The 16,258-nt window shown below is 66.0% G+C and carries 7 protein-coding genes and 1 pseudogene; 5 read left to right on the top strand and 3 right to left on the bottom strand.

Translation table 11 applies throughout. The annotated features are described in order from the left end of the window. Positions 1-168 precede the first annotated feature (168 nt). The 4 genes and pseudogenes from ACFYZA_RS31050 to ACFYZA_RS31035 form a co-directional block, all read left to right on the top strand. Positions 169-408, top strand: a pseudogene (locus tag ACFYZA_RS31050) (ATP-binding protein); the annotation flags it as partial. Positions 409-691: 283 nt separating this feature from the next. Further along, entirely contained in the window at positions 692-2,398 is a 1,707-nt protein-coding gene (locus ACFYZA_RS31045) for a DUF4157 domain-containing protein (protein ID WP_388494049.1), read from the top strand. A gap of 206 nt (positions 2,399-2,604) precedes the next feature. Beyond that, on the top strand, positions 2,605-2,748 hold the full coding sequence (locus tag ACFYZA_RS31040) for a hypothetical protein (protein ID WP_388494048.1): 144 nt from the start codon (positions 2,605-2,607) through the stop codon (positions 2,746-2,748). A gap of 133 nt (positions 2,749-2,881) precedes the next feature. Then, positions 2,882-3,739: a transposase gene (locus ACFYZA_RS31035; protein ID WP_388494046.1), complete on the top strand. Its 858-nt coding sequence runs from the start codon at positions 2,882-2,884 to the stop codon at positions 3,737-3,739. Between the two features lie 326 nt (positions 3,740-4,065). On the opposite strand, the gene ACFYZA_RS31030 is transcribed toward ACFYZA_RS31035, so the two are convergent. The 3 genes from ACFYZA_RS31030 to ACFYZA_RS31020 all read right to left on the bottom strand — a co-directional run bounded on the left by ACFYZA_RS31030 (position 4,066) and on the right by ACFYZA_RS31020 (position 9,357). Continuing rightward, positions 4,066-4,215 (bottom strand): hypothetical protein, encoded by a 150-nt coding sequence (locus tag ACFYZA_RS31030; protein ID WP_388494044.1) that lies wholly within the window; start codon positions 4,213-4,215, stop codon positions 4,066-4,068. Positions 4,216-4,685: 470 nt separating this feature from the next. Continuing rightward, entirely contained in the window at positions 4,686-4,919 is a 234-nt protein-coding gene (locus ACFYZA_RS31025; protein ID WP_388494043.1) for a hypothetical protein, read from the bottom strand. 154 nt (positions 4,920-5,073) lie between these two features. Next, complete coding sequence (locus tag ACFYZA_RS31020) at positions 5,074-9,357, bottom strand: FG-GAP-like repeat-containing protein (protein ID WP_388494041.1); 4,284 nt, start codon at positions 9,355-9,357, stop codon at positions 5,074-5,076. 588 nt (positions 9,358-9,945) lie between these two features. Here ACFYZA_RS31020 and ACFYZA_RS31015 point away from each other — a divergent pair. Further along, complete coding sequence (locus tag ACFYZA_RS31015) at positions 9,946-16,257, top strand: RHS repeat-associated core domain-containing protein (protein ID WP_388494039.1); 6,312 nt, start codon at positions 9,946-9,948, stop codon at positions 16,255-16,257. Position 16,258: the final 1 nt, after the last annotated feature.

Genomic DNA, 16,258 nt, shown 5'->3' with positions numbered 1-16,258 from the left:
TCAAGTAGGTGTCAGGCCTCATCGCCGCCCGTTCTCCAGGTGCCAACGCCGTTGCGGGAAGCGGCATTTCGTGGCTTCCCGCACTCCCTCTCACCGTCCGCTTCATGGCTGATGTGCGAACGGAACGGCCGAGGAAGCCATCGCAGGTTCTGCTGGGTGGTGAAGTGACCCTTTTCCCTGGATGCCACCGAGGGCTTCCACCGCCTGCTGGGTGCCGCGCGCGAACGTCGCACACTCGCAGTCGGCAGCAGCCTCCGCTCGTCAGGATTCGACGAGATCATGCCCAAGACCCTGGCCACGGCCACCGTCGACCGGCTTCTGCATCACGCCCATGTCGTGGTCACCCAGGGCGAACCATTCCGGCTCGTCGAAGCCACCACCGGAAAGGGAGTAATGCCACTGAGATGACCACGGACTCTCCCAAGCGGGGAAGTAACCGGCCGCCGCACGGGCGCCCGTCAACTGGCCGCGACAACGTGACGTACGTGGCCGCCGGCCGCTACGACGTGACGTATGTGGCCGCCACCGGGGACATTGAAGGGGTTGCTAACGCAGGACGCTCGGAGCGGTTAGGGAAACGTTGGCGCCGCCTGGAACTCTCGTGCGTTCCCCATGGAGCCCGTGCCGATGCCCTGCCGGGGCCAGGCTCCTCCGGCCCAGCACCGCGAGCGGCAGCACGCGAGAGGACCCCATGCACGCCAACGACCAGGCCCAGACTCCCGTGGGCAAGAAGCCCGCCCACTCCGCCGCCAGGGCCCCCGGCCGCGGCAGTGGCGTACCCGCCGGGCTTCTCGCCTTGCAGAGCACTGCCGGCAACGCGGCCGTCGTCCAGATGCTCCGAGCGGCCGGCCACGCATGGTCCGAGCCGGAGCGGCACCAGCACGGCGCCGGCTGCGGGCATCAACAGGCCTCCGTGCAGCGCACCGCGGTCCACGATGTCCTGCGCTCCGGCGGGCAGCCCCTGGACGACGCGACGCGGGCGGACATGGAAGGCCGGCTCGGCGCCGACTTCTCCGACGTCCGCATCCACAACGACGGCGCCGCCAAGGCCTCCGCCGCCGAAGTTGGCGCCCGCGCCTACACCAGCGGGAGCCACGTCGTCATCGGCGAGGGCGGTGGCGACAAGCACACCCTGGCTCATGAACTCACCCACGTCATCCAGCAGCGCCAGGGCCCGGTCGCGGGGACCGACAACGGTCAAGGGCTTTCCGTCAGCGACCCCGGCGACCGTTTCGAACGTGAGGCGGAGGCCAACGCGACGCGGGTGATGCGGAGCAGCACGTCGCTTCCTCGGCATGCCGAGGAAGCCGCCGAGGGCGGAGGCGCCCCGATCGAGGGCGCGGTCCAGCGGCGGGTGAGCGTCCGGGACGCGCGGAACCCGGAGACCAAGCGGGAGTTGGGCAACGAGGAGAGCGTCCGGGGATTCCTGGAAAAGTACGGCGTCTCGATCACCAAAGCTGTCGAAAAGCGTCTGGGTGCCAGCCTTGGTATGAAGGCGTCGGCCACCGTGGAGTTCAAAGCCACCGCCGTGATCACGGAACTCGTGGACAGGGGAACAGAACTCTCCTACGAGGACAGCAAAATCGGCGCAGAGGAATTGGCCAACGTCATCTGCGTGCGCGTCCTCGAAGCCCTCTCGGGGATGCCGGGGCAGTCCGCTCGTCCCACTCCGACGGAGATGCTGCGGCAGATGAACCAGCGCCAGCCGAGCGCCGGTCATCTCGGGCAGACCCTGGGCGGTCCGGGGCTCGGGCGGTCGTCCGAAGGCCCGGGCCTTGGGTTCGTTACCGACCCGCTGTCGAAGTTCGCCCGGCAGGAGATGGCCGAAAGGACGCCGGAAAGCCCGTTCCTGACGGGGTTGGGGAACGGTATGCAGTCGGCTGTCACCGACCGGGTAGGCGCGCTCACCGGGCCTCTCCCGAGTGCGGACAACCTGTCGGAAGTGGCACGTTGGGGTGCCTGGGTGGCGCTTGAGGGTGAAGACACGGTGCGCCGGCAGGTGGAGGATGCCGCGAAGCGAGTGAGCCCGGAGGAGGGAACGAAGCTCATGGCTCAGTTCAATGATTCCCTGGAGGCGAAGAAGCGCGAACTGGAGGGGTCTGTCATCGGCTCCGGGGTGGCGGGCGCGGCGATCGGTCAGGCCGCGAATGTCATCCCGCACCCTGGCGTCAGGGTGGCGGCCAAGGTGACTTCGACGGTTCTCGGAGGTGTGGCGACGGCGCAGAAGGCAGGCCAGGTCGCGGACGTCCTCAAGCAGGTCGAAGAGGTCAGCCCCGAGACCTACGCGCAACTGCGGAACGCCCGTGACAAGGCCCTGAACCAGGCCGCCTCGGCGCTCTCGCAGGCGAGTAGCCAGGCCACTCTGGAGCAGGTCGAAAACCTGGGCAACCTCTTCTGACTGTGCGGGTCGGGCGAGTTCGGCTACGCCGGTAATGCGGTGGAGGGGGTAAGTGAAGTTCGGCTGGAACGCAGCCCTGAAACCCGCGCTGTGCGCTGCGGCACGGCCCCGGGGACCTGATCCGTCACTCGGCCGACCTGAGCGTCACCCTGGCGGACCTTCGTGAGGACAACTGGCCCCTACCTACGGGGACATGGTTCGCCTAGGTGAATAAGAGCGGCCTGCCCCTTTCCACCAGCGCGGCCCAGCGCATCGCCGCCCGCCACCAAATCCTCGGCTGCCAGCTCGCCGTGGAGGGCTGTCTGTTCGGGTGCGAGGTGCCGGAAGGGGACAGGTCAGGATGCGTGTGATCGCGATCGGGATCGACGCTCACAAGTCCTCACACACTGCCGTCGCCATCTACGCCACAGATCACAAGACCGGCCAGCGGCACTTCGTTGTCAACGCCGGCACCTTCGGACAGCTGATGCGCTGGTGCGAGCAGTGGCCCCAGCGCCGGTTCGCGGTGGAAGGAGACGGAGGACTTGGCCGTGGCTCGCCCAACAACTGGCCGCTGCCGGCGAGGACGTCGTCGATGTTCTCTCGACGCTCTCGACGCTCTCGACGCTCTCGACGCTCTCGGCCAAGGCCAGGCTCCTGTCCACCGGTTGCGACCGCAAGACCGACCCCGCCGATGCCCTCCATGTCGCCCAGGTCGCGCTCTTCCGCGCCGACCTGCGCAGAGTCACCGCTGAGGACCAGTTCACGATCCTGCGGCTGCCGACAGAACGGCGACACGACCTGGTCAACGAGCGAACCCGGACCATCAACCGGCTGCATGCGCTGCTGCATCACTTGCTGCTCGGCGGAGCCCCGACTGGTCTCTCGGCCGACAAGGCCGCGGCCTTGATGAAGGGGATCCGGCCGGTTACGGCGACCGACTGCTGCCCGCGTGATCTGGCACGCGATCGGCTGACAGACCTCCGTCGACTCGACCGGCAGGTCAAGGACGACGAAGTGCAGATGCGTGACGCCACTGCAGCCTCCCGCACCACGCTGACTTCGCTGCCTGGTCTTGGGACGGTCCTGGCGGCCGAAGTCCTCGGGCACCCCGGCGACATCGGGCGGTTCTCCACCGAGCACCACTTCGCCAGCTACACCGGAAGCGCGCCCCTGGACCCCTCAAGCGGCAAGAACGTACGCCATCGTCTCAAGACGGGCGGCACCCGGGCCCTGAACTCCGCCTTGCACATCATCGCCGTCTGCCAGATTCGTGACGACGGCCGCGGCCAGGAGTATTACCTCCGCAAGATCAGCGAAGGCAAGACACCGGCCGAGGCGCGACGGGCCCTCAGACGATGACTCTCGAACGTCGTCTACCGGACCATGAAACGCGATCAGCGAATCCAACTCGCAGCAGCCGCTTGACACATAGAGGCGCTCATCAGCGGTCAGTCAGTGCCTCCGGGGACCGGCGACACCCCCGGATCATGGGTAACAAGGGGGAAGTCATGCCGTGCCCCGGAAGGCCGGAAGGTCCGTTGCGAAGCCAACGAAGAAGGAAACGGGGGGACACCGGCGAGCACGGACTTTCAGCAGGCGCCGGGCCCGTACACGGCGGATCCCCGGCGCTCGAGTTAAGGCCCCGCCTCGATGCCGAGGCGAGGCCTTGGTACTGGTCGGTTCGGCTAGTTGTAGGGCTTGAGGATGGTGTTGGCCGCGTAACTCCAGTTGGCGGGGGTGTTGAAGGAGCAGCCGGGGGCGGCGCCGTTCAGGGTGCCGTCGGGCTTGGTGGTCCAGGTGAACATCTTGGTCGTGCCGTCGCTGTCGCCGTACATCGCACCGATGCCGTCGAGACCGTCGCCGTTGAAGTCACCGGTCAGGATCTGGTCGGCGTTCGGCCAGTGGCAGTTGGTGATTCCCTTGCGCAGAACGGTGCACAGGGCGGACGGTGCGGGCCTCGGGCAGGTGCTCGAGGCCCGCGAGGGATGACCTTCGCTCCGGGACCGTCGTAGGTTCCCGCGCGAAGGGCCGCCAGGACCGTATCGTCGATCGACCAGTCGACACTGCGCGAACCCACCTGAAGCGCCGGAGCATCCTCGATCACCGGCTCGAGCAGCCAGATCGGCGAGCCGGAGAGCGTGTAGTCGGACGGGCGAAGGCGACCGGTCGTCACTGCTTTTCGAAGCAGCGCAGTCGACGGCAGCCCGAACAGCGCCACAAGCTCCGCCTGGCCCACCAGCGGGGGAGTTGGCCGACTTCGCCAACCCAGTAGCCCGGATCCTGTTCCTTGACCAAGCGGGCGAGGTCAGCTTCGTCGAGGCGTTTTGGGTCGGCGTGTGGTCTCTCCGAAGCCCTTCGCGAACTGGAGCAGCCAGTACGGCGAGCCACTGATGACCTTGGCGTATCGGTAGCCGAGTGTCTGATCCCCGCTGATCCACTGGCTGACCTGAAGCCGCTTCACGTTGTAGAGCGCGGCGAACTCCGCACCGCCGACCAAGTACGGCTGCCTCGCCGCCGGCCGCTCAGCCTGCCACCCCACACCTCCCGATCGCAGCACTGAGCGTATGGGTCACCAGCAATTTGGCCGCAGGGGCTATGCCCGCCGAAGCCCGGCTGCGCTGAGCTGTGTAAGAAGGTCGAGGGCCCCGCACCGGAGTCGAAGTCCGGGGCGGGGCCGCTGGGTTGTGGGGGGGCTAGTTGTTGTAGGGCTTGAGCAGTGTGGTGGCTCCGTAGCTCCAGTTGGCGGGGTTGCCGGTGTAGCCGCCTGCGGCGGGGTTGAGGGTGCCGTCCGGCTTGGTGGTCCAGGTGAACAGCTTGGAGATGTCGGTGCTGAGGTAGTGGAACATGCAGGCGAGGTCGTCGCGGCCGTCCCCGTCGAAGTCTCCGGTGAAGATCTTCATCTGGTTGCGTTCCCAGTTGCCCGGCCCGCTGGACCAGACCTGCCTGGCGTTGTCGAGCTTTCCGTCGCGGTTGCCGCTGAGGAACCAGGTGGACAGGCCGTCGTGGCCATCGGCGTAGTCGTACCAGAGGGTGACGTCGTCGAGGCCGTCTCCGTTGAAGTCACCGGCATGGAGTTCGAGGCGGTTCAGGTCGCTCCAGCTGGCATCGCCCCAGATGGACGTTCCGGGAGCGAAGCCGCCGGTGGGTGCGGCGAGGAAGGTGAACAGCTTGCCGCTGCCGTCGCCGGGATAGTTGTAGTAGGCGGCGAGGTCGTCGCGGCCGTCTCCGTTGAAGTCCCCGGTGACGAACTTGCTGCGCTTCACGTCCCAGCTGCTGGGAGCGGCACCGTCGGTGCCCAGAGGGTAGTTGAACATTCCCTGGGGGTTGGTGGTGAAGGTGAAGAGCCGGTTGCCGCCGGCGGCGTACTGGTACCACACGGCGAGGTCGTCACGGCCGTCTCCGTTGAAGTCGCCGGCCTCCAACGTCATGCTCTCGGGATGCCAGCTGCCGGCGTTCGAGGTGTAAGACAGGACCGGGAACTGGAACCCTCCGTCCGGCTTCCCGAAGCAGGTGTACACCTTCATCAGGCCGCCGCCGTAGTCGTAGGTCATGACCGCGTCACCACGGCCGTCTCCATTGAAGTCACCGGTCACGAACTTCATCCTGCTCACGTTCCAGCTGCCCACCGCGGACGTGTAGGACCCGAACGGCGCGTTGAAGGTGCCGTCGGAGTTCGTCAGGAACGTCTGGAACGCGGAATGCCCGTCGGCGTAGGAGTACCAGGCGCCGAGGTCGCTGCGCCCGTCGCCGTTGTAGTCGTGGCGGATCGTTGTGCCGCTGGACCACAGGGACTGGCCCTTGGCGTTGTAGACGACCAGGTTGCCGCGGTCCTGGAGCGTGGCGTAGCCGTCGGCCAAGTGGTCACCCTTGCCTTCGGTGGCCTTGTTGGTGCTCCACAGTGAGGTCGAGTCGTCACCGGCCTTGTTGACGGTGATGTTGCCGTCGCGCTCCAGGAGCGCGGTGGCGCCGGGGTTTCCCGCGGTGTTGGTCGACCAGATGACCTTGTTGGCGTTGGAGGCGATGGTCAGGTTGCCGTCGGCCTGCATGGTCAGCTTCGCGGAGTTGGAGGTGACGGACTGGCCGGAGGTGAGGCGGGTACCGGGGGTGATGCGGCGGCCGCCCACGGAGCCGTCGATAGTGAACGGCTGCCCGAATCCGGTGAGGTTGCCGCCGGTGGCCTGACCGGGCCAGCCGGTCACGGTGTTGTCGGTCTTGCGACCCCACAGGTCGGCGATGCCGTCGCCGTCGAGGTCTCCGGAGGAGCCGATGGTGGGGTAGTCGGCCTTCTTGAGGGTGAGCCCGGCGAGCTTGGTGCGGCGCGGTGCGGTGCCGAAGGTTGCCGTGTTCAGGGTCCCGTTGGGGTCGGCCTCACCGTAGGTGCGGTAGATGTCGCCGGTGTCGTCCTTGCGCATCAGCAGGTCGGGCAGACCGTCATTGTTGATGTCGCCCGGGCTGATGAGGGTGAACTGGTCCCAGTCCGATCCGCCGACGAGGACGGGGTGGCTGCGGCCGTGGGTGAGGCTGTCGGAATGGTCGCCGTAGTAGGCCCACAGCTGCTTGCCCTGCTTGACCAGGATGTCGGACTTGGTGTCTCCGTTGAAGTCGCCGGTGAGAATTTGGTCGGCGTTCGACCAGTGGTCGTCGGTGATTCCCTTGCACAGGCCCGAAGGGCTGGGCTGGGGGCAGACGACGTTCAGGTCGAAAGCGCTGTAGCCGTCACGATTGATGACACCGCGGCCGTTGTTTGGGTAGACCCGTAGGACGTTCTGCCTGGTGGAATCGCTGTATTCGAGGGAGACCAGGTCGTTCTTGCCGTCCTGGCCCCAGTCGCCGCTAGAGGCGACTTGCTGGCCGGGGAAGGCGCCGCCGCCGTTGGTGGCGACGGAGAATTCCTTGTTGCCGTGGCCCGCGTAGGTGAGCAGCGTGCCGTTGGAGTCCACGCTCCAGATGTCTTTGAAGCCGTCGCCGTTGAGGTCGCCGGCATCGTCCCGCACACCCGTTCCGTCGGCGTAGTAGAGGTAGGTGGCGGTGTCGGAGCGGTTGCCGGCCTTGTCCACGCTGTACGCGTAGACCATGTGCGGGCCCGTTACCGGGGGCCTGATCTCGTCAGTGAAGGGAGCGCTGGTGTCGGCCCGGTTGACCTGGGGGTCGTAGTCGGTCCACCAGTTGTAGGAGGTGACATCGGTGACGCCGTTGGGCCCGAAGGTGAAGTGGCCGTTGTCGTTGACGTTGCCGTTGGGCTCGTCAGGCCAGCCCTGGTCACCGTTGGGGAACACGGTGGAGGTGATGGTCGGCGGATGGCTGGGACGGTCACGGTCCATCGTGAACTTGCACGTGTCGCTCCAGGCCGAAGTGGCGTGATCGCCATCTTCGGTCTGGACCTTCCAGGTGTAGTCGCCGCTGGGCATTGAGGTGTTCGGCAGGACGAGGGTGGCGTAGCGGCCTTTCAGGGCCGGGATGCTGGTGTCTACGACGGCCTTCGTGACACCCGACTTGAAGACCTGGAAGTGCGCTGTCAGATTGCCCGCGTCAGGGTCATCGACGTGCGCGTACACACTGACCGTACTGTTGCCGATGACGCCCCCAGCACTGCAACTGGTCTGGGGGCTGGTGCCGAGGTGGTCGGGCTTCTTGGGCGGGTGGTTGTACTTGACCTCCAGGACGGCCGTCTTGGGGTCGAACCTCTTCCAGCCGAAGGTGTCGGACTCATTGCCGGCGTACAGGCCGAGGGTCAGGCTGTTCTGGCCGGCACCCACGCTGTCGCGCAACGCGGAGGTCGCGTTGAACTCCAGGTTCCCCGCGGCGCACAGGGTGCCGCTCCATCCCTTCGCATCGTTGACCGTGTCCAACACTCCGCCAATCTGCGACGGCTTGTTGTTCCACGTCGTCTTCGGCGAGATGTCACCGAACCGGGCGAGGCTGACGGGTCGCGCCTCGCAGGACCAGGACCACGTGTTCCGGATACGGAAGGTCGCGGACTGGATCTGCGCCCCGCTCACGTAGCTCGTGTCGAGCCGGAAGTAGGAACGCGACAGGCCGTTGGTCTCCCGCTCATATCCGACTCGCACGTCCTCGTTGGCGTTCCAGTACGAGATGTCCGGATGCTTCGCGTAGACGCGCGTCCAGCTCCACTTCTGCCGGTCCCCCCAGCCCCAGCTCGGGTCGATGTACACCGGGTAGGTGGTGTCGGCTCCGGTCAGCAGCTTCTGATCCGGCGTGATGGCAAGGGAGTTGGCGGTCAGCGCCGTGTCCATCACCGCGTCCTTGGCGCCGCCGCCGGGCTCGAAGCCGTTGGTGGGTGCGCTGGCGTCCTCCCCGGCCGCCAGCGCGCGCTTCGCCGACTTGGCGGCCGGGGCCGCACCCGCATCGGCAGGTTGCGGCGTGGAGTCCCACATCATCGGGGCCGGGCTGGTGAAGACGGTCTGCCCGGCGGGGTCGGTGGCCACCAGCGTCCCGGTGTCACCGTCCTTGGCAATGTCCAGACCGACCGTGCTGGTGGCGAAGTTGAGCGTCGCCAGCTCCGGGTTCTGCGCAGCCTGCGCGGACTTGACCACCAGGAGCTGCGAGAAGCCTTCTACCTCGGCCTTCAGCTGCAGGTCAACCCCCGGCAGTACCTCCGGGTAGGTGGCGATGTTGTCGCTGAGGGTCGGCTTGGGCAGCGCCTTGGGCCACGACAGCGACAGCGTGCGCCCGTCCTTCACGCCCGACAGCATCGGCCCCGTGCCGCCGCCGGAGAATTTCACCGGCACCGTGGCGGCCTTCGGCACCACCGAACCGTCCGCCGCGAACACCAGAGTCGGGTCGGTCGCGACCCACGCACCAGCGCGCCAGACTCGTACGGCCTGCCCGTACTGACGCACCGTGAACGTGCCGTCCGGCTGCGCCCACGTATCGGTCGCCTCCGTCCGCGCCGACACCAACTCATAAGGATTTCCAGTGGACTTGGCCTGTTGCAGCGCATAGTCCTCCTCGCTCATCACCCCCCGCGAGACCGGGTCCGATGGCGGCTGAGAAGCAACGGCCGGAGCCGCGCCGGCTATGACCACTGCCGCAGGCAGGGCCACGACGACCGGAGCCACGACGGCGCCGGCCACGAAGGCCGCTACGGCGCTGGCACGAAAGCGCCCCCGCGGCCAGTTTCTACCCCGTCTCATGTACGCCTCTTCCATTCTTTCGATTGGCGAATTTGTTGGTGACTCTATAACTCCAGAATCCAGACTCAAGCGATGCTCCAGAACCGATGGAAGACACATCTCCTTTACATCCACAAGCTGCCCCTTTCGTGCCTTGACCACTCAAAGGGGACACATGGGATCTATTTACCGTGACTTTACGTAGGGCAGCTGACCTGCACGTTGTCCAGTGGTTGAGCGTGTCTCGGGGAGTCGTGGATGGCAAAAGAGACCGTTCGGATCGGTTGGGTATGATCTGAGGAAACGAATGCTTGACAGTTTGTTTACAAGCTCTGTTACGCTCCGGCGGTCATTTAAAGAATGGGCGAGGGGTGGGGCGTGAGCCGTTTCGGCATGCGTGGATTGGCGGTTTCCGTAGCCGCTGTGGTTACGGTGGGGTTGTTGCCTGCCGTATCGGTGGCAGTCGGCAGCGAAGGCCCGGCACTGCCCGGCCTCAAGCAGCCGAAGGCTGTCGCAGTGACGAAGGCCCCGGCCGGCGGGGCGAGGAAGAAGGACGACGCAGCCGCCAATCCCTGGAAGCAGCCGAAGGTCGTCTGGCCGGCCGCGGGCTCGGCCGACGTCGACCTCACCGCCACGGCCGGAAGCAAGAGCGCGGGTATGGCGCCGGCCGCCAAGTCGGCTTCTGCCACCGGTAAGCAGCGGGCCGGTTCACTGCCCGTCTCGGTCGGCGGAAGCAAGGACCGTGGAGCGGACGCGCCTTCCAAGGTGAAGGTCTCGATCGCCGCCCGGGCCACCGCCCAGAAGGCCGGTGTCGACGGACTGCTCCTCTCCCTCACCCGTACCGACCAGGTCACCCGGCCGGGCACGGCCCCGGTCGAGGTCGACTACTCGGCCTTCAAGGGTGCCTACGGCGGCGACTGGGCCGCCCGCCTGCACCTCGTCGAACTCCCCGCCTGCGCCCTCACCACCCCCGAAGTGGCCAAATGTCGCACACAGAAGCCCCTTTCGACCACCAACAACACCAAGACGGGAACGCTGGCCGCCAACGCTCCGCTGGCAGCGGCGCAGCCGCTGATGTCACGGGCCGCGACAGGAGCAACGGTTCTTGCGGCCACCGCGGGAGCCTCCGGCGGGACGGGCGACTACAAGGCCACCTCACTGCAGGCCTCCGGATCATGGAATTCCGGCGGGTCGACAGGCGCCTTCCACTGGTCCTATCCGCTCAGCGTGCCGTCCGTTCCGGGAGCCACGCAGCCTCAACTGTCCTTGGGCTACAACTCGCAGTCAGTGGACGGGCTGACGGCCGCTTCGAACGCTCAGTCCGGCTGGCTCGGTGACGGTTGGTCGATGGAGCCCGGGTTCATTGAGCGCCGTTACAAGTCATGCAATGACGACAAGACCGGCGGCACAAACACCACGAAGGTGGGTGATCTGTGCTGGTTCAACGACAACGCGACGATGTCGCTGAACGGCAAGAACACTGAACTGGTCTATGACGCCAAGACCGGCTGGCACGCGGCGGCCGACTCGGCGGAGAAGGTCGAGAAGCTGACCGGTGCCACCAATGGCGACAATGACGGTGAGCACTGGAAGGTCACCACGACTGACGGGACCCAGTACTATTTCGGCCTGAACCGCCTGCCGGGCTGGAAGGACTCCACCACTCCGACCACCAACTCGGCGTGGACGGTGCCGGTGTTCGGCAACCAGTCCGGGGAACCCTGCTACAACGCGTCGTTCGCATCCGCCTGGTGCCAGCAGGCCTGGCGGTGGCAGCTCGACTACGTCGTCGACGTGCACGGCTCCGCGATGGCGTACTACTGGAACACCGAGACCAACAACTACGGCCGCAACGTCTCCGAGACCACCGGCAAAGCCACCGTCACGCCGTACACCCGGGGCGGCTGGCTCGACCACATCGACTACGGCCTGCGCTCCGACACCGTCTACAGCGCCAAGGCCATGGGTCAGGTCAAGTTCGACGTCTCGGAGCGATGCCTGACCTCCTGCGGCACCTTCGACGAGACCAACGCCAGGAACTGGCCGGACGTCCCCTTCGACCTGTACTGCAAGGACGGAGCCACCGAGTGCAAGGACAAGTACTCGCCCACGTTCTGGTCCCGCAAGCGTCTGACCAACATCACCACCAAGGCCCTGACCGGCGGCGCCTACCAGGACGTCGACTCCTGGGCCCTGAACCAGGGCTTCCCCCCGGCCGGTGACGGCGTCTCCACGCCGATGTGGCTGCAGTCCATCACCCGCACCGGCAAGTCATCCGGAAGCCTGACCCTGCCGCCCGTGACGTTCGCCGGGCAGCAGAAGCCGAACCGGGTCGACAAACTCGGCGACGGCCTCGCACCCTTTATCCGACTGCGCATGTCCCAGATCACCACCGAATCGGGCGGCACCATCGGCGTCGACTACCTCGACCCCGACTGCACCGCCACCACCCTGCCTCCGGCCGACGACACCAACACCACCCGCTGCTACCCGGTGAAGTGGGCCTACGAAGGCGACACGGCCAAGCAGGACTGGTTCAACTCCTACGTCGTCCAGCGCGTCACCGAAGGCGACAACCTCGCCAACACGCCTGACACCGTCACCGAGTACAGCTACCTCGGCGGCGCCAAGTGGGCCAAGAGCACGGACGAGTTCACCAAGCCCGAGGACCGCGGCTACTCCATAGGGCGCGGTTACGAACGCGTCCAGACCCGCAAGGGCACTGGAAGCGACTCGAAGACCCTGACCGAGTCCCGGTTCTTCCGGGGCATCGACGGCGCACAGGTCAAGGACAGCGACGGCGCCGACGCCATCGCCGTCACCGACCGCGAACAGTTCGGGGGCATGACCCGCTCCACCGCCACGTTCAACGGCGACGGCGGCGCTTTGATCGCGCGAACCTCCAACACCCCGTGGCGGTCGGAGAAGAAGGCCGCCCGCACCCGGGCAGGGCTCCCGGACCTGGAGGCCTACCAGACCGGGACCGAGAAGGAATCGACCCGCACCACCATCACCGGCGGCTCACGAACCACCGAACTGACGCGGCACTTCGACGACTACGGCATGGTCGACTCGGTCTTCCAGAGCGGTGACACCGGCAAGACCGGCGACGAGCAGTGCACCACCACGACCTACGTGCGCAACACCAGCATCTGGCTTCTCGACAAGGTCTCCCAGGTCCGGACCACTCCCACGGCATGTGGTGTGCGCGGCTACGTCACCGACGACACCCGCACCTACTTCGACAACAACACCGACCTGAAGGCCGCCCCCACGAAGGGCGACGTCACGAAGACCGAAAAGCTCAAGGGCGACGGCACCGACTACGAGACCATCTCCTCGGTCCCCAGTACCTGCGGCCCGCTCAACAAGCAGCTCTGCTACGACCAATACGGCCGCGGCCTCGTCGCCACTGATGCCTACGGCAACACCACCTCTACCGCCTACACCCCGGCCGCTGGTGAACCGCCCACCAAGACCGTGCTCACCAACGCGCTGGGCCACACGGTGACCGCTCTGTTCGAACCACTACGCGGCCAGCCGACGCAAGTCACCGACGCCAACGGCAAGATCACAACCAACGCGTACGACGCCCTGGGCCGGATCTCCAAGGTCTGGATACCCACACGCTCCGCAGCTACTTACAGCACGCCAAATTACGCATTCACCTACCAGGTCCGCAATGACGCCCCGACGCTGGTCACCCGGACTAGCCTCACCCATGACAACCAGCTCGACACCAGCTACACCTTCTACGACGGGCTACTTCGTGCCAGGGAAACGCAGTCCGAGTCGCCCGACCGCTCCGGGCGCCTGATCAGCGAGACCTTCTACAACACTCGCGGCGAGACCAACCGGACTTCCGGTACCTACTACGCCACCGGTAAAGCCGGACCTGTTCTGGTCACGGGCGCGGAATCCAGCGACTATCCCGCGTCCGCGGAAACGCAGTTCGACGGTGCGGGTCGCGCCATCGCAGTGCTCGGCAAGCGGTTCGGCGATGTGAAGGAAAAGATCAGCACCAGCTACACCGGAGACACCACCACCGTCATTCCGCCGCAGGGCGGCACCAGCACCACGACGGTCGTCGACGCGCTCGGCCGCACCACCGAACTGCGGCAGTACACCGACGCGGACCGCACTACCTACCAGTCCACCCTGTACAGCTACAACAACTACGGCCGCCTCGAGCAGGTCACCGACCCGTCCGGCACCAAGTGGACCTACACCTACGACACCCGCGGCCGCCAGACCGGCATCGACGACCCCGACAAGGGCGTCACCAACACCGTTTACGACAAGGGTGATCGAGCCACTGATACCACCGATGCCCGTGGCATCACGCTGCACACCGACTACGACGCCCTCGGCCGCAAGACCGCCCTCAAGAAGGGCACCAGTACCCTCGCCTCCTGGACGTACGACACCGTCGCCAAGGGCAAGCTCAGCAAGTCGACCCGCTATGTCGGCTCGGACGCGTACACCACCGAGATCACCGGATACGACGACCTCTACAACCCTAATGACACTGTTGCCACCGTGCCTGCCAGCGAAGGCAAGCTCGCCGGCACCTACGAGTGGTTCGCCGGGTACAACAACAACAGCGGACAGCAGGAGTACGTCTACCACCCGGCTCTCGGCGACCTGCCAGAAGAGCAGGTCTCCACGGCCTATACAGCGGTCCACGGCATGGTCAACTTCGCTTACGCGGGCAGCGACCCGCTGATCTCGGCCACCACGTACGACCACTACGGCAAGCCGCTCCGCCAGGAATACGGCGAGTTCAACCAGCACGTGTGGACCACCACCGAATACGACGACCACACCGGCCGGCCCACCCGCGTCACCAACGACCGCGACGCCAGCCCCAAGCGCATCGACGACACTCACTACAGCTACGACCCAGCCGGCAACCTCACCTCGGTAGCCGCCGCCTTCGGCCAGGACGCCACACGCACCACCGACACCCAGTGCTTCACCACCGACGCACTGCGCCGCATCACCGAAGCCTGGACCAACACCGGCGAACAGTGCGCCACCACCCCCTCCGCAGGGGTCGTCGGCGGCCAGGACCCGTACTGGACCAGCTACACCTACGACCCGGTCGGCAACCGCAAGACCGAAACCCAGCACACGACTGCCGCCGGCCCCGCAGCCGACACCACACGCACCTACGCCGCACCCACCCCCGGCACCCACAACCTTCCCAAGGTCAGCCAGAGCGGCACCGCCGCCCACGACGAGACCTACGCCTACGACCAGGACGGCAACACCAAAACCCGCACCACCGGACCCAACACCCAGACCCTGACCTGGGACGACGAAGGCCACCTCAAAACCCTCACCGACGCCACCAACACCAGCAGCTACCTGTACGACACCGACGGACAGCGCCTCGTCCGACGCGACTCCACCGGCACCACCCTCTACCTCCCCGGCGGCAACGAACTCCACCTCGACAAAGCCGGCAAGGTCACCGGCACCCGCTACTACACCGTCGGCGGACAGACCGTCGCCATGCGCACCGGCACCAAACTCACCTACCTCCTGAGCGACCCGCACGGCACCGGCAGCGCCCAGGTCACCGCCGACGCCACCCAGACCGTCACCCGCCGCAAATCAGGGATCTTCGGTACCCCCCGCGGCAACCAGCCCGCCAACTGGGCCGGAGACAAGGGCTTCATCGGCGGCACCAAAGACACCGACACCGGCCTCACCCACCTCGGCGCGCGCGAATACGACCCCGCCATCGGCCGCTTCATATCCGTCGACCCCATCATGGACCTGACAGATCCCCAGCAGGCCCACGGATACACCTACGGCAGCAACAACCCACTCCTCTACAGCGACCCCTCGGGCCAGATGCAGATGTGTGGCGAGGGCGGCGCAGCCTGCTACCCCGGAGGCTGGAACAACGACGGAACCACGAATACTGACTGCAACCGCTCCAGCAACGATACGTACAAGACGTCCAGCAGCTGCAACTCCGTCAGCACCGGTGGTGGCGGGGGAGGGAGTAGTGGCGGAGGCGGCGGTAGTGGAGCCAGCGGCTACGGTGGCCAGCTCGCGGCCGACGGCTCGAGGGCGATCCACTTTAATGTGGGGGCTGGACCCGACCGCGGGGTGATCGTCGCCCGCTTCTTTATTCATACCCAAGAGGCCGCGATGGGTATGTTGCTGGGAGATGATCGCGGCTTCACAGACGACCCGGCTGCCCCTTACCGAATGAAGGTCGTCTGGAATACTGCGACGGGCGATGTCACCTTCACCATCACCCCTTCTCGAACAACCGGACGGCGTATCGTCGAAGAAGGCGGGTTGGGGAAGGTAGGCAAACCAAGGATGATCGAAGGCGACCCTGTGACGATACCCGCCGACCCCATTTACCTGAATTCCTCGGAGTCATGGAAGACCGTGTTCGCGAGAAACATCATTAATGGCGACGGTGACGCGAACGGTCTCAATCTGAGCATTCATGCAGTAAACAGCCTAATGTCGATCTTCTCGGTTGACGGCGACTTCAACATCCGGTTCACTGAAAAGGGAACCTATGTAACCCGATCGGGTGATGCATATCCCGACATGGAGGTCTATCAATACCAGCGGGGCCAAGCGATGCACACGCTGGCAACTGACAGCATGGCGCACTCTTCCGGCGCGGTGAACGGCCTGGATGCGGCTCCTATCGGGTTCTCTAAAATTAACAAGGTATGGAGAGATGGCACATGCGTTGTAGGATGCTGAG

The sequence above is a fragment of the Streptomyces sp. NPDC001828 genome (assembly GCF_042892175.1).
GTDB lineage: Bacteria > Actinomycetota > Actinomycetes > Streptomycetales > Streptomycetaceae > Streptomyces.
The sequence above is the reverse complement of the archived record's forward strand: the minus strand, read 5'-3'. Positions and strand labels throughout refer to the sequence as shown.